Genomic DNA, 19,738 nt, shown 5'->3' with positions numbered 1-19,738 from the left:
AGACCTTCCCTGAACCTCAAGAGCGGGATTGCGATCCGCAATTGTATCGAAATGTCACAAAAAAGACTTCGCTTTTTATGACGGATTCAGGAAACTGAAAAGTCATTTGAGTGGGTTAATCTTCGCCGTTACACTCAAAGGCGGCGCGGTGGGAACGATATTTTACAGTATCGGTCAAATGACTATCTCCAGAAATACAGGACAGAGGTTATGTTCAGGCAGTTGAAAAAAAACCTGGTTGCAACCCTCATTGCTGCTATGACCATCGGTCAGGTAGCCCCGGCGTTTGCCGATAGCGCAGACACCTTGCCGGATATGGGAACCTCCGCAGGAAGCACGCTTTCCATTGGTCAGGAAATGCAGATGGGCGACTATTATGTCCGCCAGCTACGCGGCAGCGCACCGTTAATTAATGACCCGCTATTAACGCAATATATTAATTCGCTGGGGATGCGTCTGGTTTCGCATGCCAATTCGGTTAAGACACCGTTTCATTTCTTTCTAATCAACAACGACGAAATTAACGCCTTTGCTTTCTTTGGCGGCAACGTGGTGCTGCACTCTGCCCTGTTCCGTTATTCCGATAACGAAAGTCAACTGGCTTCAGTTATGGCACACGAAATCTCCCACGTCACCCAACGTCACCTGGCGCGAGCGATGGAAGATCAGCAGCGCAGCGCGCCACTGACCTGGGTCGGGGCGTTAGGTTCTATTTTACTGGCAATGGCCAGCCCGCAGGCGGGGATGGCGGCGCTGACCGGTACACTGGCGGGAACGCGCCAGGGGATGATCAGCTTCACCCAGCAAAATGAACAGGAAGCGGATCGCATTGGTATTCAAGTGCTGCAACGCTCGGGGTTCGATCCGCAGGCGATGCCGACCTTCCTCGAAAAACTGCTCGATCAGGCGCGTTACTCTTCGCGTCCGCCGGAAATTTTGCTGACTCACCCGCTGCCGGAAAGCCGTCTGGCTGATGCCCGTAACCGTGCCAATCAGATGCGCCCAATGGTGGTGCAGTCGTCGGAAGATTTCTATCTGGCGAAAGCGCGCACACTGGGGATGTACAATTCCGGACGTAATCAGCTCACCAGTGATTTGCTGGATGAATGGGCAAAAGGTAACGTTCGTCAGCAACGGGCAGCGCAATATGGTCGCGCTTTGCAGGCGATGGAAACCAATAAATACGACGAGGCACGGAAAACGCTGCAACCGTTACTGGCGGCAGAACCCGGCAACGCGTGGTATCTCGATCTGGCTACCGATATCGATCTTGGGCAAAACAAAGCCAATGACGCGATCAATCGCCTGAAAAATGCCCGTGATTTGCGCACCAATCCTGTGTTGCAGCTCAACCTGGCGAACGCTTATCTGCAAGGGGGGCAACCACAGGAAGCCGCCAATATTCTGAACCGCTACACCTTTAACAATAAAGATGACAGCAATGGCTGGGATTTACTGGCACAGGCGGAGGCCGCGCTAAATAATCGCGATCAGGAACTGGCAGCGCGAGCAGAAGGTTATGCGCTCGCCGGGCGACTCGATCAGGCAATTTCCTTGTTGAGTAGCGCCAGTTCGCAGGTGAAATTAGGCAGCCTGCAACAAGCGCGTTACGATGCGCGCATCGACCAGTTGCGCCAGTTGCAGGAACGCTTTAAGCCTTATACCAAGATGTAATTTGCATTAAAGGAAGAACAATGACCAAACAGGTAAAAATCTACCATAACCCACGCTGTTCAAAGAGCCGGGAAACGCTGACCCTGCTGAAAGAAAACGGCGTGGAGCCAGAAGTGGTGCTCTATCTTGAGACTCCCGCCGATGCGGCAACGCTGCGCGATTTGCTGAAAATGCTGGGGATGAATAGCGCCCGTGAATTGATGCGCCAGAAAGAAGATCTTTATAAAGAGCTGAACCTGGCTGACAGTTCGCTTAGCGAAGAGGCGCTGATTCAGGCGATGGTGGATAATCCGAAGCTGATGGAGCGCCCGATTGTGGTCGCCAATGGCAAAGCGCGGATTGGACGTCCACCGGAGCAAGTGCTGGAAATCGTGGATTAAGATGTGCCCCATCGCTAGTTAAGGCACATTGCCGGATGCGACGCTTGCCGCGTCTTGTCCGGCCCAGGAATACTATGGATTAACTTCGCGTAGGTCGGATAAGGCGCTCGCGCCGCATCCGACAATAAACACCTTATCTACAACTTCAGAATTTCTTTCACAAACGGAATGGTCAGCTTACGTTGCGCGGTAATCGACGCACGATCCAACTGATCCAGTGTCATAAATAGCGTGCGCATCTCTCTGTCGAGCCGCTTCAGCAAGAAGCGTCCCACATCTTCCGGTAGTTCAAAACCACGCAAACGCGCGCGTAACTGTAGCGCCTGCAACTTATCTTCATCAGAAAGTGGCTGCAATTTGTAGATCTGCCCCCAGTCAAGACGCGACGCGAGATCCGGTAATCCCAGATTCAACTGACGCGGTGGGCGATCGCCGGTGATCAACAACCGTGTTTTGCCCGACTCCAGAATCCGATTGTAGAGATCGAAAATCGCCATCTCCCACAACTCATCGCCGGCAATACACTCAATATTGTCGATGCAAACCAGCGACAAATGCTCCATACCGTCGAGCACTTCAGGTACAAACCAGGTGCGTTTATCCAGCGGGACATAGCCCACCGCATCACCACGCTGCGACAATTCCGCGCAAGCCGCGTGCAGCAGATGGCTGCGCCCCGCGCCTTCGCGTGCCCAGAGATAGATGTAACCGCTATGTTCCTGACGCAGCACGTTTTGCAGCGCGGCCAGTAGAGAGGAGTTATCCCCCGGCCAGAAACTTGCAAAGGTTTCGTCGTCAGGAAGATAAAGTGGCAAAGAGAGCTGTGCCGGTGTGTTCAGAGATACCTCAACCAGGATTTCACAAAATCGCGAGAAGTTTACCACAGAATCCCATGATGTTTGAACCGGGCAGCAGCACTGCCCGGTCAGTACATTATTTGTCTGTTATATCTGCGTCTTCTGCGTCCAGCACCACTTCTTCAGGGCGCAGCACGCTAATCAGTTTGAAGATCAGGCTTAAGCCGATACCGACGATAGTCGCCAGCGCCATACCTTTCAGCTCCGCCGCGCCGATGTTTACCTTCGCGCCACTGACACCGATGATCAAAATCACGGAAGTCAGGATCAGGTTCTGTGCTTTGTTGTAATCCACTTTCGATTCGATCAAAACACGAATACCGGAAGCACCGATGACACCATAAAGCAGCAGCGAAACGCCGCCCATCACCGGCAATGGAATCATCTGGATAGCAGCAGCCAGTTTACCGACGCAGGAAAGCAGGATAGCGAAAATCGCCGCCCCGCCGATAACCCAGGTACTGTAAACACGGGTGATCGCCATCACGCCAATGTTTTCCCCGTAGGTGGTGTTTGGCGTGGAGCCAAAGAAGCCGGAGATCACGGTCGACAAGCCGTTAGCAAACATCGAACGGTGCAGACCTGGATCGCGCAGCAGATCTTTTTTGACGATATTAGCCGTTACTACCAGGTGCCCTACGTGTTCGGCAATAACCACTAACGCCGCTGGCAGAATTGTCAGAATGGCAAACCACTCGAAGCGCGGCGTATAGAGGGTTGGCAGCGCAAACCAGTGAGCATTAATAATCGGCGTGGTATCGACAATTCCCATGGCGAAGGAGAGCGCGTAACCCACCAGCACGCCAATTAAAATCGGGATAATTGCCAGGAAACCACGGAACAGCACGGAACCTAAAACCGTGACCGCCAGGGTGGTAATAGAGATGATGATGGTTTTGGAGTCTGGCGTTTGCCCTTCAGCCGGGAGTAAACCCGCCATACCAGCAGCTACGCCCGCCAGCTCCAGACCGATGACGGCAACGATTGCGCCCATTGCCGCAGGTGGAAACAGCACGTCCAGCCAGCCGGTTCCCGCTTTCTTCACGATGAAAGAGACCAGGCAGAACAGCACGCCGCACATAATAAAGCCGCCCAGCGCGACTTCATATCCCAATGGCAACAGTAACAATACCGGTGAAATAAAGGCAAAGCTGGAACCAAGATAAGCCGGGATTTTCCCTTTACAGATGAAGAGATACAGCAGCGTCCCGATACCGTTAAATAACAGTACAGTCGCCGGGTTAATATGAAATAAGACGGGCACCAGGACGGTTGCACCAAACATGGCGAACAAATGTTGCAAACTAAGCGGGATTGTCTGTAAAAGTGGCGGTCTTTCACTCACCCCGATAGCACGGCGCGTCATAGTATATTCCTCTGTATTATGTGTTATAGGCGCTTTACTCAAAAAAAAGCCGACTCTTAAAGTCGGCTTTAATTATTTTTATTCTTTATTTTGTACCAAAGATTTTGTCACCGGCATCGCCAAGACCCGGAATAATGTATCCGTGCTCGTTCAATCCCTGGTCAATCGATGCAGTATATAGCTCGACGTCCGGGTGCGCTTTTTCCAGCGCAGCGATACCTTCTGGTGCAGCGACCAGCACCAGAACTTTGATGCTGCTGCAGCCCGCTTTTTTCAGCAGGTCGATAGTCGCGATAACGGAACCACCGGTTGCCAGCATTGGGTCAACGATCAGCGCCATACGCTCATCGATGTTAGAAACCAGTTTCTGGAAGTACGGTACTGGTTCCAGCGTTTCTTCATTACGGTACATACCGACTACGCTGATGCGCGCGCTCGGAACGTTTTCCAGCACGCCATCCATCATCCCCAGACCAGCGCGCAGAATCGGCACCACGGTAATTTTCTTACCTTTAATCTGGTCGATTTCCACCGGGCCGTTCCAGCCTTCGATGGTTACTTTTTCAGTTTCGAGGTCAGCGGTCGCTTCGTAAGTCAGCAGGCTACCCACTTCGGAAGCGAGTTCGCGAAAGCGCTTGGTGCTGATATCTTGCTCACGCATCAGTCCCAGCTTGTGTTTGACGAGTGGGTGTTTGACTTCCACGATCTTCATACTCTTTCTCCTTTGAGGGCAGCCACAAAAAAAATCGACGGATTATACCGCCTTTCTTCAAGGCGGCAATATTATTTTCGTTGACTTCAGTCAAGATCATAAAGATTTTAGATAAAGTTATTTTATAATCAAATAGTTAATATTGGTAATTATCCTGGCAAAAAATCATTCATCCTCTCTATGTACACATTTTTTTTGTCACTCTCTCGGTAAAAAGAGGTTAAAAAAGGTTATGTAAAGCAGTCTCGCAAACGTTTGCTTTCCCTGTTAGAATTGCGCCGAATTTTATTTTTCTACCGCAAGTAACGCGTGGGGACCCAAGCAGTGACCGATAAAACCTCTCTTAGCTACAAAGATGCCGGTGTTGATATAGACGCAGGTAATGCTCTGGTTGGAAGAATCAAAGGCGTAGTGAAGAAAACGCGTCGCCCGGAAGTGATGGGCGGTCTGGGCGGCTTCGGTGCGCTGTGTGCGTTGCCGCAAAAATATCGTGAACCCGTGCTGGTTTCCGGCACTGACGGTGTAGGCACCAAGCTGCGCCTGGCAATGGACTTAAAACGTCACGACACCATTGGTATCGATCTGGTCGCCATGTGCGTTAATGACCTGGTGGTGCAAGGCGCTGAGCCGCTGTTTTTCCTCGACTATTACGCAACCGGAAAATTAGATGTCGATACTGCTTCATCAGTGATCAGCGGCATCGCCGAAGGTTGTCTGCAATCCGGGTGTTCGCTGGTAGGTGGCGAAACGGCGGAAATGCCGGGGATGTATCACGGTGAAGATTATGACGTTGCGGGTTTCTGCGTTGGCGTGGTAGAAAAATCAGAAATCATCGACGGTTCTAAAGTCAGCGACGGTGATGTGCTGATTGCGCTTGGCTCCAGCGGCCCGCATTCGAACGGCTATTCGCTGGTGCGCAAAATTCTCGAAGTCAGCGGTTGTGATCCACAAACCACCGAACTTGATGGTAAGCCATTAGCCGATCATCTGTTGGCACCGACCCGCATTTACGTGAAGTCAGTGCTGGAGTTGATCGAAAAGGTCGACGTGCACGCTATTGCGCACCTGACCGGTGGCGGCTTCTGGGAAAATATTCCGCGCGTATTGCCGGAAAACACTCAGGCAGTCATTGATGAATCCTCCTGGCAGTGGCCGGAAGTGTTCAACTGGCTGCAAACGGCGGGTAATGTCGAGCGCCATGAAATGTATCGCACCTTCAACTGCGGCGTCGGGATGATTATCGCCCTGCCTGCTCCGGAAGTGGACAAAGCTCTCACTCTGCTTAATGCCAACGGTGAAAACGCGTGGAAAATCGGTATCATCAAAGCCTCTGATTCCGAACAACGCGTGGTTATCGAATAATGAATATTGTGGTGCTTATTTCCGGCAACGGAAGTAACTTGCAGGCAATTATAGACGCCTGCAAAACCAACAAAATTAAAGGCACCCTACGGGCAGTTTTCAGTAATAAGGCCGACGCGTTCGGCCTTGAACGCGCCCGCAAAGCCGGTATTGCAACGCATACGCTCATCGCCAGCGCGTTTGACAGTCGTGAAGCCTATGACCGGGAGTTGATTCACGAGATCGATATGTACGCTCCCGACGTGGTTGTACTGGCCGGTTTTATGCGCATTCTCAGCCCGGCGTTTGTCTCCCACTATGCTGGTCGTTTGCTGAACATTCACCCTTCCCTGCTGCCAAAATATCCCGGTTTGCACACCCATCGTCAGGCGCTGGAAAATGGCGACGAGGAACACGGTACATCGGTGCATTTCGTTACCGATGAACTGGACGGTGGACCGGTTATTTTACAGGCAAAAGTCCCTGTATTTGCCGGTGATACAGAAGATGAAATCACCGCCCGCGTACAAACCCAGGAGCACGCTATTTATCCGCTGGTGATTAGCTGGTTTGCCGATGGTCGTCTGAAGATGCACGAAAACGCCGCGTGGCTGGATGGTCAGCGTCTGCCGCCGCAGGGCTACGCTGCCGACGAGTAACGCCGCCGTAGTTAAAGCGCCAGCCCTGCGTTGGCGTTTTTCAATTCACCTGTAAATCGCAGGCTCCAGCAGTTTTTTTCTCCCTTTTCTGGCATAGTTGGACATCTGCCAATATTGCTCGCCATAATATCCAGGCAGTGTCCCGTGAATAAAACGGAGTAAAAGTGGTAATGGGTCAGGAAAAGCTATACATCGAAAAAGAGCTCAGTTGGTTATCGTTCAATGAACGCGTGCTTCAGGAAGCGGCGGACAAATCTAACCCGCTGATTGAAAGGATGCGTTTCCTGGGGATCTATTCCAATAACCTTGATGAGTTCTATAAAGTCCGCTTCGCTGAACTGAAGCGACGCATCATTATTAGCGAAGAACAAGGTTCTAATTCTCATTCCCGCCATTTGCTGGGCAAAATTCAATCCCGCGTGCTGAAAGCCGATCAGGAATTCGACGGCCTCTACAACGAACTGTTGCTGGAGATGGCGCGCAACCAGATTTTCCTGATTAATGAACGCCAGCTCTCTGTCAATCAACAAAACTGGCTGCGTCATTATTTTAAGCAGTATCTGCGTCAGCACATTACGCCGATTCTAATCAACCCTGACACTGACTTAGTGCAGTTCCTGAAAGATGACTACACCTATCTGGCGGTAGAAATTATCCGTGGCGACACTATTCGTTACGCGCTGCTGGAGATCCCCTCAGATAAAGTGCCGCGCTTTGTGAATTTGCCGCCGGAAGCACCGCGCAGACGCAAGCCTATGATTCTTCTGGATAACATTCTGCGTTACTGCCTTGATGATATTTTCAAAGGCTTCTTTGATTATGACGCGCTGAATGCCTATTCAATGAAGATGACCCGCGATGCTGAATACGATTTAGTGCACGAGATGGAAGCCAGCCTGATGGAGCTGATGTCTTCCAGTCTGAAGCAGCGTTTAACCGCAGAACCGGTGCGTTTTGTTTATCAGCGCGATATGCCCAGTGCTCTGGTTGAGGTGTTGCGCGAAAAACTGACGATTTCCCGCTACGACTCCATCGTACCCGGTGGTCGTTATCATAATTTTAAAGACTTTATTAATTTCCCCAATGTCGGCAAAGCGAATCTGGTGAATAAGCCACTGCCACGTTTACGCCACATTTGGTTTGATAAAGCCCAGTTCCGTAACGGTTTTGATGCCATTCGCGAACACGATGTGCTGCTCTATTATCCTTATCACACTTTTGAACATGTGCTGGAACTGCTACGCCAGGCCTCGTTCGACCCAAGCGTACTGGCGATTAAAATTAACATTTACCGCGTAGCGAAAGATTCGCGCATCATCGACTCGATGATCCACGCCGCTCACAACGGTAAGAAAGTCACCGTGGTGGTTGAGTTACAGGCGCGTTTCGATGAAGAAGCCAACATTCACTGGGCAAAACGGCTGACTGAAGCGGGCGTACACGTGATTTTCTCTGCGCCGGGGCTGAAAATTCACGCCAAACTGTTCCTGATTTCACGTAAAGAAAACGGCGAAGTCGTGCGTTACGCGCATATCGGAACCGGGAACTTTAATGAAAAAACCGCGCGTCTTTATACCGACTACTCACTGCTGACCGCCGATGCGCGCATCACCAACGAAGTACGGCGGGTGTTCAACTTTATTGAAAATCCATACCGTCCGGTGACTTTCGATTATTTAATGGTGTCGCCGCAAAACTCCCGTCGTTTGCTGTATGAAATGGTTGACCGTGAGATAGCCAACGCTCAACAAGGGCTGCCTTGCGGTATTACCCTGAAACTGAATAACCTTGTCGATAAAGGTCTGGTCGATCGACTGTATGCGGCCTCCAGTTCCGGCGTGCCGGTGAATCTACTGGTACGCGGAATGTGTTCGCTGATCCCCAATCTGGAAGGTATTAGCGACAATATTCGTGCTATTAGTATTGTCGATCGTTACCTTGAACATGATCGGGTTTATATTTTTGAAAACGGCGGCGATAAAAAAGTTTACCTTTCTTCCGCCGACTGGATGACACGCAATATTGATTATCGTATTGAAGTGGCTACACCGCTACTCGATCCCCGACTGAAGCAGCGGGTGCTGGACATCATCGAAATTCTGTTCAGCGACACGGTCAAAGCGCGTTATATCGATAAAGAACTCAGTAATCGCTACGTCCCCCGTGGTAACCGCCGCAAAGTACGGGCGCAATTGGCGATCTACGACTACATCAAATCACTCGAACAATCTGAATAACCCTATGCCAATACACGACAAATCCCCTCGCCCACAGGAGTTTGCTGCGGTCGATCTTGGTTCAAACAGTTTCCACATGGTCATTGCCCGTGTGGTTGATGGCGCAATGCAGATTATTGGTCGCCTGAAACAACGGGTACATCTGGCGGACGGCCTGGGGCCAGATAATATGTTGAGTGAGGAAGCGATGACGCGTGGCTTAAACTGCCTGTCGCTGTTTGCCGAACGCCTGCAGGGTTTTTCTCCTTCCAGCGTCTGTATTGTCGGAACCCATACTCTACGTCAGGCGCTGAATGCCACTGACTTTCTGAAGCGAGCAGAAAAGGTTATCCCCTACCCAATTGAAATTATTTCCGGCAACGAAGAAGCGCGTCTGATTTTTATGGGCGTGGAGCATACCCAGCCGGAAAAAGGCCGCAAACTGGTTATTGATATTGGTGGCGGCTCAACAGAACTGGTGATTGGTGAAAATTTCGAACCTATTCTCGTGGAAAGTCGCCGGATGGGGTGTGTCAGCTTTGCCCAGCTTTATTTCCAGGGCGGCGTCATCAATAAAGAAAATTTTCAGCGCGCACGCATGGCAGCAGCGCAAAAACTTGAAACCTTAACCTGGCAATTCCGTATCCAGGGCTGGAATGTGGCAATGGGCGCTTCCGGCACCATTAAAGCTGCTCATGAAGTGTTGATGGAAATGGGCGAGAAAGACGGGATAATTACCCCGGAACGTCTGGAAAAACTGGTAAAAGAGGTTTTACGGCACCGTAATTTCGCATCGCTGAGTTTACCGGGTCTTTCCGAAGAGCGGAAAACTGTCTTCGTTCCTGGACTGGCGATTTTATGCGGTGTGTTTGATGCCTTAGCCATCCGTGAACTGCGACTTTCTGACGGTGCGCTTCGTGAAGGCGTACTGTATGAGATGGAAGGACGTTTTCGCCATCAGGATGTGCGTAGCCGCACCGCCAGTAGTCTGGCTAACCAGTATCATATCGACAGTGAACAGGCACGACGGGTGCTGGATACCACTATGCAAATGTACGGACAGTGGCGAGAACAACAACCGAAGCTGGCGCATCCGCAACTGGAGGCGCTACTGCGATGGGCCGCCATGCTGCATGAGGTCGGGTTGAATATCAACCATAGCGGTTTGCATCGCCACTCCGCTTATATTCTGCAAAACAGCGACTTGCCGGGTTTTAATCAGGAACAGCAGTTGATGATGGCGACACTGGTGCGCTATCACCGTAAAGCGATTAAGCTCGACGATCTGCCGCGCTTTACCTTGTTTAAGAAGAAACAGTTCCTGCCACTGATTCAGCTATTACGCCTTGGCGTATTACTCAATAATCAACGTCAGGCTACCACCACGCCGCCAACATTGACGCTGATTACCGATGACAGCCACTGGACCCTGCGTTTTCCGCATGACTGGTTTAGCCAGAACGCGCTGGTATTGCTTGATCTGGAAAAGGAACAAGAATACTGGGAAGGCGTGGCTGGCTGGCGACTAAAAATTGAAGAAGAAAGCACGCCTGAAATTGCGGCTTAATATGAAATGAAAACGGGCCAACATGTTATGTTGGCCCAAATAAATTACGCGCTTTCCCGGACTGGCTCTCTTTCACCCAGTATCGCCACTAACGGCTGAGGTTCACCAATCAAAAATCCTTGCAGATAATCAATACCTAAAGAATGCACCGCTTTGCGAATCTCTTCATTTTCAACATATTCCGCAACCACTTGCATTTTCTTCATTCGCGCCAGATGACAAATTGACGCCACTATCTGGTAATCCAGACTATTCGAGGCAATATTGCGTATGAAGCTGCCATCAATTTTTAATAAATTGGCATTCACATTTTTTAGCCGCGCATAACTGGCGTAGCCGGTGCCGAAATCATCAATTGCAATTTGACATCCTAACTCCTGAAGATGCAGCAACGTATTCTGCGCCTGCTTAATATTAGTCAGGGTATTACTCTCGGTTACCTCAAAGATAAGCTGCCACGCTTCTATTTGATATTTACTTAAAAATTTACTGATATCTAAAGGGAAACTCGCCTGACAAACGGAAGTTGGCGACAGGTTAATAGCAAACCGACGAGCTGGCATTTTTTCTCTATTTCCCGCCATAAATTGCAGTGTATGCTCGATAACCCACATGTCGATACTGGACGATAAGCCAAACTCATGCGCGACCGGTAAGAAATTGTCAGGATTGATGAGTTCGCCATTATCTCCTTTCATGCGCAGCAGAATTTCATGATAAACATCACCGCGCACCCCTGTAATCGGCTGAGCCATCAGGCAAAAATCGTTATGCTCAAGCGCCTGTTGTAGCCGATTCATCATCGCCACCTTGTCTTTCAATTCACGTTGTAAATACATTGCCCCGCGACGCTGCATATTTTCCGGAGTATTGGTCACGATAGAAAGTTCGGCAACCGTATTTAGCTCTCCCAGCAGCAGATATATATGATTAACCGGTGAGCGGACATAGCAATAACTGACGCCAATCTGAGGCTGTAACGGCATTCCATCCCAAAAGAAACGAAACTGCTTCAGATGATTATCCAGCGTGGTAATGCGCTCCTGGTATGATTCTGTATTCAGTCGCAACGCAAGGTCGTTACCGGAAAGCTGATAAACAGCTTCGCCCGGTTCCAGCAACGGTGTCAGCCAGTGTGAAAGTTTTTGTTTATATTGAATGCGTAGCATGATGCCATAGTTCTTTACCAGCATTTCCATGCCAGGGATGCGTAAATAACATAGCGCGGACCAGGGAGCATCACGCAATGCGCGATTCAGGGCACGAATGTTTGGCAGATGAACAACCGGATCCACATATGCAAGCCGTTGAATGCGTCTGACCACCGCTCGCTGACGGGTTGCCAGAACAGCCATATAATTCACAATAAAAGAAAATACCAGATAACTGGAGGAAGTTATGGTCAGTTGCGTGGTATATCCAGGATAAAGGGGAATGTAATTCTGATAGCTGTGAATGCTGATCATCAGCACTACCGCCCAGAGCAGTGATATAAACTTATAGCCATAGCGCATTGCTCCCCACATCATCAGCGGTAGCAATAACGATAACGTATAGTTGGTGCTAAAAATTGTGCTTTTTTCATTTAATGGCATACATAGCAACAACAACAACGCACCCAATGCAAGCAACCAGATCGCAAATTCTTTTTTGGTAACCTTTTTGTCAACCTGCTGTTTTAATTGCGAATAATAGCTACGTAAATAAAACGGATTCCGCACCACCCGAATGATGAAGTAGCACAGTGGGACGCCGATAAGATTACCTACCAGCAAGGCCTGGTAATTGATTAATGTCCCGAGGTTAAAGGGCATAACCCCTACCAGATTATCTCTGCTCGCCAGTAACCCTACAAATGCCGCAAACTGGAAAAGCACCAGAAACAACGTTGCAGGAAAAACAATCTGCCAGAAAATTCGCTGGGAAATTAAGCGGATATCACCATGTGAAACGTTGTTACGCCGGGGAGAAAAGACCCTGTAACCGCCCCAACAAATAATAATAATGATAATAAAATTAGCTGTTAACGAAAGCGTTTCATAAAGGCCAAGCTCCGCATACTTACGAACAAAAATGCCTAATGCTATACCCGGTAATGCAGCCCAGCTAAAAAACATCATCATGCTGATCATCAGAGCCAGGGGCAGATAAAAGAGAAAGACTTCACCGGAGGAAATATGCGCAAAAGTATTTATTTGTGCGAAAATGGGCAAGATTAAAGAAGGCAGGATCAGCGGAAGCCCCCACCATTTATCACGTATTTTTATATAAGTTGCATTCAGTTTCATAGATGCTCAACAGAATTCCCCACATCCTGAAAGGGGTGTATTCAGACAGGCATCCCACCTGAATTCGACGGATGATTATTCATCACTATAGAGAGTATCGATTCTAAGTGTCATATGAAAGTTCCAATTGATATATATCAAACAAAATAACCATGATTAATGAATTATTACGTTTATCATGTTAAGCCATCATTATTACATCATTGTTGTAAATAATTAAATCAACTTCCATAACATTAGAATATGTATCCGCTGACGCTTTTTTACATAATAGAGAATTGACCATTTTGCCCAGGTGTGCCTTAATGTAAGTACCGTCCACAGAGTGGGACATACTTCAAGGAACCTTTTGTGAGTCAGGCAACCAGTATGCGAAAACGACACCGATTTAACAGTCGCATGACCCGTATCGTACTGCTCATCAGCTTTATCTTCTTCTTTGGTCGCTTTATCTACTCGTCCGTGGGTGCCTGGCAGCATCATCAGAGCAAAAAAGAAGCGCAGCAATCCACTCTCTCTATCGAATCCCCGGTACAACGTTAGCGGTTACCTTCTCCATTTTAACTTAACAAGACGGCGCATTGCTGCCCGATGTTTTTGCTCTTTGTAGTTAACAAAGCGGCAGGTATTCTTTCACCTTAAATTTCACCCATTGTCCCGACTGACGTAGATCCTGCCTTAGAAGGCATAAGCTCTAAATTAATACATATATTTAAATTATATTTATTTAATAATTTATTTCTCGCATGAATTTTCATAAATTTAATCTATTACTTTATACGCAATACATTTACTTTGCTCTTTTGATGATCTTAAATATCTTATTTTTCGTAATGTGTATAACAAGGAATAGTGATGAAATTTAAAAAATGTCTTCTGCCTGTGGCAATTTTAGCGTCATTCACCCTGGCTGGATGCCAGTCAAACGCTGACGATCATGCCGCCGATGTTTATCAAACCGATCAACTGAATACAAAACAAGAAACCAAAACTGTTAATATTATTTCTATTCTTCCTGCCAAAGTTGCCGTAGACAACTCACAAAATAAACGGAACGCACAAGCCTTCGGCGCACTTATTGGCGCAGTCGCTGGCGGCGTTATTGGCCATAACGTCGGCTCCGGCAGTAACTCTGGAACGACGGCAGGTGCAGTTGGCGGCGGAGCCGTAGGTGCGGCGGCAGGTTCTATGGTGAATGATAAAACCTTAGTGGAAGGTGTTTCTTTAACATACAAAGAAGGCACCAAAGTGTATACCTCCACCCAGGTGGGTAAAGAGTGCCAGTTCACGACGGGTTTAGCCGTTGTTATTACCACTACGTATAACGAAACGCGTATTCAGCCAAATACAAAATGTCCTGAAAAAAGCTAATAATCAGGAGGATTCATGAAGAAGGTTTTACTTTGCGCCATCTTAGCCGCCTTAAGTAGTTCAACTTTCGCCTCTTCATTACAGGATCAACTCTCTGCTGTCGCAGAAGCGGAACAGCAAGGTAAAAATGAAGAGCAAAGGCAGCATGACGAATGGGTAGCGGAGCGCAACAGGGAAATCCAGCAAGAGAAGCAACGGCGTGCAAATGCCCAGGCCGCCGCTAACAAAAGAGCGGCAACGGCAGCGGCAAATAAGAAAGCTCGTCAGGATAAACTGGACGCCGAAGCCACTGCGGACAAAAAGCGCGATCAAAGTTATGAAGATGAGCTGCGCAGCTTAGAGATTCAGAAACAAAAACTGGCGCTGGCGAAAGAAGAAGCCCGCGTTAAGCGAGAAAACGAATTTATCGATCAGGAACTGAAGCACAAAGCCGCGCAAACCGATGTTGTGCAATCAGAAGCTGATGCTAACAGGAATATGACTGAAGGCGGTCGCGATTTAATGAAGAGCGTAGGTAAAGCAGAAGAGAATAAATCGGACAGTTGGTTTAATTAATCGATGTTAGTAACTTCAAGCCTATAATTCTTGAGGATAAAAAACCCTCTGTAGTAACAGAGGGTTTTGTTCATTCATAGTGCAGGGTCAAATCATTCCCACTCAATAGTCGCAGGCGGCTTGCCGCTGATGTCATACACCACGCGGGAAATACCGTTCACTTCATTGATAATGCGATTGGAAACACGACCGAGGAAATCGTACGGCAGGTGCGCCCAGTGTGCGGTCATAAAGTCGATAGTTTCGACAGCACGCAGAGAAACAACCCAATCATACTTACGACCATCGCCCATTACGCCAACGGAACGAACTGGCAGGAAGACAGTGAACGCCTGGCTGACTTTGTCGTACAGATCCGCTTTACGCAGCTCTTCAATGAAGATGGCATCCGCACGGCGCAGCAGGTCGCAGTACTCTTTCTTCACTTCGCCCAGAACACGAACGCCGAGACCCGGCCCCGGGAACGGATGACGGTACAGCATGTCGTACGGCAGGCCCAGCTCCAGACCAATCTTACGCACTTCGTCTTTGAACAGCTCTTTCAGCGGTTCAACCAGGCCCATCTTCATCTCTTTCGGCAGGCCGCCAACGTTGTGGTGAGATTTGATAACGTGCGCTTTACCGGTTGCAGACGCGGCAGATTCAATAACGTCAGGATAGATAGTTCCCTGCGCCAGCCACTTCACATCTTCCAGTTTCAGGGCTTCTTCATCGAATACTTCAACAAAGACACGACCGATGATTTTACGTTTTGCCTCCGGATCGTTTTCGCCAGCCAGTGCTGACAGGAAGCGATCTTCTGCCGGAACGTGAACAATGTTCAGGCCGAAGCGATCGCCAAACATATCCAGAACCTGCTCTGCTTCGTTGAGACGCAGCAGGCCGTTGTCGACAAATACGCAGGTCAGGTTTTTACCAATTGCACGGTGCAGCAGCATCGCAGTAACGGAAGAGTCCACGCCACCAGAGAGGCCAAGGATCACTTTATCGTCACCCACCTGCTCGCGGATGCGGGCTACCGCGTCGTCGATAATTTTCGCCGGTGTCCACAGGGCTTCACACTGGCAGATATCACGCACAAAACGCTCCAGCATACGCATACCCTGACGGGTGTGAGTCACTTCCGGGTGGAACTGCACACCATAGAAGCGTTTTTCTTCGTTAGCCATAATGGCAAACGGGCAGCTTTCGGTGCTGGCTACGGTGACGAAATCTTGAGGAATCGCAGTTACCTTATCACCGTGGCTCATCCACACGTCAAGCAGCGGTTTGCCATCTGCGCTTAATGCATCTTCGATACCATGAATCAGCGCGCTATCAGTTTGTACTTCAACCTGCGCATAACCAAATTCACGTTCGTTAGAGGCTTCAACATGACCACCTAACTGCATCGCCATAGTCTGCATACCATAGCAAACGCCAAATACCGGTACGCCTGCTTCAAAGACATACTGCGGCGCACGCGGGCTGTTTTCTTCGGTGGTACTTTCCGGGCCGCCGGAAAGAATAATGCCGCTTGGATTGAAGTCACGAATTTGTGCTTCTGTCACATCCCACGCCCACAGTTCGCAGTAAACACCCAGTTCACGCACGCGGCGCGCAACCAGTTGAGTGTACTGAGAACCGAAGTCCAGAATGAGGATGCGATGCTTATGAATGTTTTCCGTCATTGACGCTTATTCCGAGGCAAGTGAAACAGATAATATAAATCGCCCGACATGAAGTCGGGCGAAGAGAATCAGGAGCCCAGACGGTAGTTCGGGGACTCTTTGGTGATGGTCACGTCGTGAACGTGGCTTTCCTGAATGCCCGCACCGCTGATACGTACAAACTCCGCTTTAGTACGCAGTTCGTCGATAGTACCACAGCCGGTCAGCCCCATACAGGAGCGCAGGCCGCCCATCTGCTGGTGGATGATCTCTTTCAGGCGGCCTTTGTACGCAACGCGACCTTCGATACCTTCCGGCACCAGTTTGTCAGCGGCGTTGTCGCTCTGGAAATAACGGTCAGAAGAACCTTTGGACATTGCGCCCAGAGAGCCCATCCCACGGTAAGATTTGTAAGAACGCCCCTGGTAGAGTTCGATTTCACCCGGAGATTCTTCAGTACCTGCCAGCATGGAACCTACCATCACCGCGCTTGCACCAGCAGCGATAGCTTTCGCAATATCGCCAGAGAAACGAATACCACCATCAGCGATAACCGGAATACCGGTGCCTTCCAGGGCTTCTACTGCATCAGCAACGGCAGTGATCTGCGGAACACCTACACCAGTAACGATACGAGTCGTACAAATAGAGCCAGGACCAATACCGACTTTAACCGCGCTGCAACCTGCTTCTGCCAGCGCGCGAGCACCAGCAGCCGTTGCCACGTTGCCGCCGATGATTTGCAGATCCGGATATTTAGCACGGGTTTCACGGATACGCTGCAGAACGCCTTCAGAATGGCCGTGAGAGGAGTCGATCAGCAGAACGTCAACACCTGCGGCAACCAGCGCATCAACACGCTCTTCGTTTCCAGCACCCGCGCCAACCGCTGCGCCAACACGCAGACGACCTTGTTCATCTTTACACGCGTTCGGTTTACGTTCCGCTTTCTGGAAGTCTTTCACGGTGATCATGCCGATCAGGTGGAATTCATCATCAACCACCAGCGCCTTCTCAACGCGTTTTTCGTGCATTTTTGCCAGCACAACTTCGCGGGCTTCACCTTCACGCACGGTTACCAGACGTTCTTTCGGCGTCATGTAAACGCTAACCGGTTGGTTCAGATCGGTCACAAAACGCACGTCACGACCGGTGATGATGCCGACCAGTTCGTTTTCTTCAGTAACGACCGGGTAGCCCGCAAAGCCATTACGTTCAGTCAGTTCTTTCACTTCGCGCAGCGTCGTGGTTGGAAGAACCGTCTGTGGGTCAGTCACCACGCCAGATTCGTGTTTTTTCACACGGCGAACTTCTTCAGCCTGGCGTGCAATAGACATGTTTTTGTGGATAAAGCCGATACCGCCTTCCTGAGCCAGAGCAATAGCCAGGCGCGCTTCCGTTACGGTATCCATTGCTGCGGAGAGCATAGGGATATTCAGACGAATAGTTTTCGTCAGCTGGGTGCTGAGGTCAGCAGTATTCGGCAGAACGGTAGAATGAGCAGGAACGAGGAGAACGTCGTCAAATGTGAGAGCTTCTTTAGCGATACGTAGCATGGGCAATATCTCGACCAGAGTGGTTAATAAATATTGCCGTGGCATTATACAGAGCGTAACCGATTGCATCTACCCCTTTTTGCAAATAATGCTTGCTATCCCCAGAAGGCGGGTTACTATCGATTGAATAACTTGCTGATTTAGAATTTGATCTCGCTCACATGTTACCGTCTCAATCCCCTGCAATTTTTACCGTTAGCCGCCTGAATCAAACGGTTCGTCTGCTGCTTGAGCAGGAGATGGGACAGGTGTGGATCAGCGGTGAAATCTCGAACTTCACACAACCGGCCTCCGGTCACTGGTACTTTACGCTCAAAGACGATACCGCCCAGGTTCGCTGCGCGATGTTCCGCAACAGCAACCGCCGGGTTACCTTTCGCCCACAGCACGGGCAACAGGTTCTGGTTCGCGCCAACATTACGCTGTATGAGCCGCGCGGTGATTATCAGATTATCGTCGAGAGTATGCAGCCAGCCGGTGAAGGCTTGTTGCAACAGAAATACGAACAGCTAAAAGCGAAGTTGCAGGCTGAAGGTTTGTTCGATCAGCAACTAAAAAAACCTCTCCCCTCCCCCGCGCACTGTGTCGGTGTGATTACATCCAAAACCGGCGCGGCGCTGCACGATATTTTGCATGTGTTAAAACGTCGAGATCCTTCTCTGCCGGTGATTATTTACCCTACCGCCGTACAGGGCGATGATGCGCCGGGGCAAATCGTTCGCGCAATTGAACTGGCGAACCTGCGCAACGAATGCGACGTCTTGATCGTCGGTCGCGGCGGCGGTTCGCTGGAAGATTTGTGGAGTTTTAACGACGAGCGCGTGGCGAGGGCGATTTTTGCCAGCCGTATTCCGATTGTCAGCGCCGTCGGTCATGAAACCGATGTGACTATCGCCGACTTTGTTGCCGACCTACGCGCACCAACCCCCTCTGCCGCCGCCGAAGTGGTGAGCCGCAATCAGCAGGAGTTACTGCGCCAGGTGCAATCTTCCCGCCAGCGGCTGGAAATGGCGATGGATTATTATCTCGCCAACCGTACCAGGCGCTTTACGCAGATCCACCATCGTTTACAGCAGCAACATCCGCAGTTACGTCTGGCGCGCCAGCAAACCATGCTGGAGCGGCTGCAAAAGCAGATGAGCTATGCACTGGAAAATCAACTCAAACGAGTCGTGCAGCAACAGCAACGGCTTGAACAGCGTCTGAATCAGCAAAATCCTCAACCACGCATTCATCGCGCGCAGACTCGCATTCAACAACTGGAATATCGCCTGGCAGAAACTCTGCGAGCACAGCTTAGTGCCACGCGTGAACGCTTTGGTAATGCAGTGACACATCTGGAAGCCGTGAGTCCACTATCCACGCTGGCGCGTGGCTATAGCGTCACCAGCGCCGCCGATGGGACAGTGCTGAAGCAAGTTAAGCAGGTGAAAACGGGCGATACGTTGACCACGCGGTTAGGTGATGGCGTGGTGATTAGCGAAGTCAGTGCTGTAACAAAAACGCGTAAACCGCGTAAGAAAGCGGCTAATCCGTAGGCCGGATAA

General features: G+C 49.9%; 17 protein-coding genes. 10 read left to right on the top strand and 7 right to left on the bottom strand.

Annotated elements, in window-relative coordinates; all coding sequences use genetic code 11:
* Positions 1 to 210: 210 nt before the first annotated feature.
* Both bepA and arsC read left to right on the top strand, forming a co-directional pair.
* Positions 211 to 1,674, top strand: coding sequence for a beta-barrel assembly-enhancing protease (gene bepA, locus LG381_RS10450; RefSeq protein ID WP_085461010.1), 1,464 nt, complete (start codon positions 211 to 213; stop codon positions 1,672 to 1,674).
* A gap of 20 nt (positions 1,675 to 1,694) precedes the next feature.
* Positions 1,695 to 2,054 (top strand): arsenate reductase (glutaredoxin), encoded by a 360-nt coding sequence (arsC, locus tag LG381_RS10445; protein WP_000166470.1) that lies wholly within the window; start codon positions 1,695 to 1,697, stop codon positions 2,052 to 2,054.
* 137 nt (positions 2,055 to 2,191) lie between these two features.
* On the opposite strand, the gene LG381_RS10440 is transcribed toward arsC, so the two are convergent.
* The 3 genes from LG381_RS10440 to upp all read right to left on the bottom strand — a co-directional run bounded on the left by LG381_RS10440 (position 2,192) and on the right by upp (position 4,989).
* The gene (locus LG381_RS10440; RefSeq protein WP_001307333.1) at positions 2,192 to 2,893 is read right to left on the bottom strand and encodes a DnaA inactivator Hda; all 702 of its coding nucleotides are present in this window, start codon (positions 2,891 to 2,893) and stop codon (positions 2,192 to 2,194) included.
* Positions 2,894 to 2,987: 94 nt separating this feature from the next.
* On the bottom strand, positions 2,988 to 4,277 hold the full coding sequence (uraA, locus tag LG381_RS10435; RefSeq protein ID WP_000198328.1) for a uracil permease: 1,290 nt from the start codon (positions 4,275 to 4,277) through the stop codon (positions 2,988 to 2,990).
* An 85-nt stretch (positions 4,278 to 4,362) separates the two neighbouring features.
* Positions 4,363 to 4,989 carry a uracil phosphoribosyltransferase gene (gene upp / locus LG381_RS10430; RefSeq protein WP_001295473.1) on the bottom strand — a complete coding sequence of 209 codons (627 nt, stop codon included), beginning with the start codon at positions 4,987 to 4,989 and terminating at the stop codon, positions 4,363 to 4,365.
* Between the two features lie 324 nt (positions 4,990 to 5,313).
* Between upp and purM the strand changes: the two genes are divergently transcribed.
* The 4 genes from purM (at position 5,314) to ppx (ending at position 10,772) form a co-directional block, all read left to right on the top strand.
* Positions 5,314 to 6,351: a phosphoribosylformylglycinamidine cyclo-ligase gene (purM, locus tag LG381_RS10425; RefSeq protein ID WP_010344571.1), complete on the top strand. Its 1,038-nt coding sequence runs from the start codon at positions 5,314 to 5,316 to the stop codon at positions 6,349 to 6,351.
* The gene (purN, locus tag LG381_RS10420) at positions 6,351 to 6,989 is read left to right on the top strand and encodes a phosphoribosylglycinamide formyltransferase (protein WP_001028605.1); all 639 of its coding nucleotides are present in this window, start codon (positions 6,351 to 6,353) and stop codon (positions 6,987 to 6,989) included. Before purM ends, purN begins: the two co-directional genes overlap by 1 nt.
* A gap of 170 nt (positions 6,990 to 7,159) precedes the next feature.
* A complete protein-coding gene (gene ppk1 / locus LG381_RS10415; RefSeq protein WP_010344570.1) occupies positions 7,160 to 9,226 on the top strand; it encodes a polyphosphate kinase 1 in 2,067 nt (688 codons plus the stop codon).
* Positions 9,227 to 9,230: 4 nt separating this feature from the next.
* A complete protein-coding gene (ppx, locus tag LG381_RS10410; RefSeq protein ID WP_001121374.1) occupies positions 9,231 to 10,772 on the top strand; it encodes an exopolyphosphatase in 1,542 nt (513 codons plus the stop codon).
* Between the two features lie 44 nt (positions 10,773 to 10,816).
* Here the strand turns inward: ppx and LG381_RS10405 are convergent, their stop codons facing one another.
* Both LG381_RS10405 and LG381_RS10400 read right to left on the bottom strand, forming a co-directional pair.
* Complete coding sequence (locus LG381_RS10405) at positions 10,817 to 13,060, bottom strand: sensor domain-containing phosphodiesterase (RefSeq protein WP_222680739.1); 2,244 nt, start codon at positions 13,058 to 13,060, stop codon at positions 10,817 to 10,819.
* Between the two features lie 181 nt (positions 13,061 to 13,241).
* Positions 13,242 to 13,394 (bottom strand): hypothetical protein, encoded by a 153-nt coding sequence (locus tag LG381_RS10400; RefSeq protein WP_000019881.1) that lies wholly within the window; start codon positions 13,392 to 13,394, stop codon positions 13,242 to 13,244.
* Between the two features lie 17 nt (positions 13,395 to 13,411).
* Here LG381_RS10400 and LG381_RS10395 point away from each other — a divergent pair, with 17 nt between their 5' ends.
* From LG381_RS10395 to LG381_RS10385, 3 genes are all read left to right on the top strand, one after another.
* Positions 13,412 to 13,603 (top strand): YfgG family protein, encoded by a 192-nt coding sequence (locus LG381_RS10395; protein WP_000075999.1) that lies wholly within the window; start codon positions 13,412 to 13,414, stop codon positions 13,601 to 13,603.
* Positions 13,604 to 13,912: 309 nt separating this feature from the next.
* Positions 13,913 to 14,431 (top strand): glycine zipper 2TM domain-containing protein, encoded by a 519-nt coding sequence (locus tag LG381_RS10390; RefSeq protein ID WP_010344568.1) that lies wholly within the window; start codon positions 13,913 to 13,915, stop codon positions 14,429 to 14,431.
* A gap of 15 nt (positions 14,432 to 14,446) precedes the next feature.
* Positions 14,447 to 14,986, top strand: coding sequence for a DUF5384 family protein (locus LG381_RS10385; protein ID WP_000756785.1), 540 nt, complete (start codon positions 14,447 to 14,449; stop codon positions 14,984 to 14,986).
* 92 nt (positions 14,987 to 15,078) lie between these two features.
* Here LG381_RS10385 and guaA read toward each other — a convergent pair whose 3' ends face one another.
* Positions 15,079 to 16,656: a glutamine-hydrolyzing GMP synthase gene (guaA, locus tag LG381_RS10380; protein WP_000138265.1), complete on the bottom strand. Its 1,578-nt coding sequence runs from the start codon at positions 16,654 to 16,656 to the stop codon at positions 15,079 to 15,081.
* A 68-nt stretch (positions 16,657 to 16,724) separates the two neighbouring features.
* On the bottom strand, positions 16,725 to 18,191 hold the full coding sequence (gene guaB / locus LG381_RS10375) for an IMP dehydrogenase (RefSeq protein ID WP_225762379.1): 1,467 nt from the start codon (positions 18,189 to 18,191) through the stop codon (positions 16,725 to 16,727).
* Positions 18,192 to 18,352: 161 nt separating this feature from the next.
* Here guaB and xseA point away from each other — a divergent pair, with 161 nt between their 5' ends.
* Positions 18,353 to 19,729, top strand: a complete 1,377-nt coding sequence (xseA, locus tag LG381_RS10370) for an exodeoxyribonuclease VII large subunit (RefSeq protein ID WP_225762378.1) — start codon at positions 18,353 to 18,355, stop codon at positions 19,727 to 19,729.
* Positions 19,730 to 19,738: the final 9 nt, after the last annotated feature.

The sequence above is a fragment of the Escherichia sp. Marseille-Q3837 genome (assembly GCF_916618735.1).
GTDB lineage: Bacteria > Pseudomonadota > Gammaproteobacteria > Enterobacterales > Enterobacteriaceae > Escherichia > Escherichia ruysiae.
This window is presented reverse-complemented; position numbering and strand designations above follow the sequence as displayed.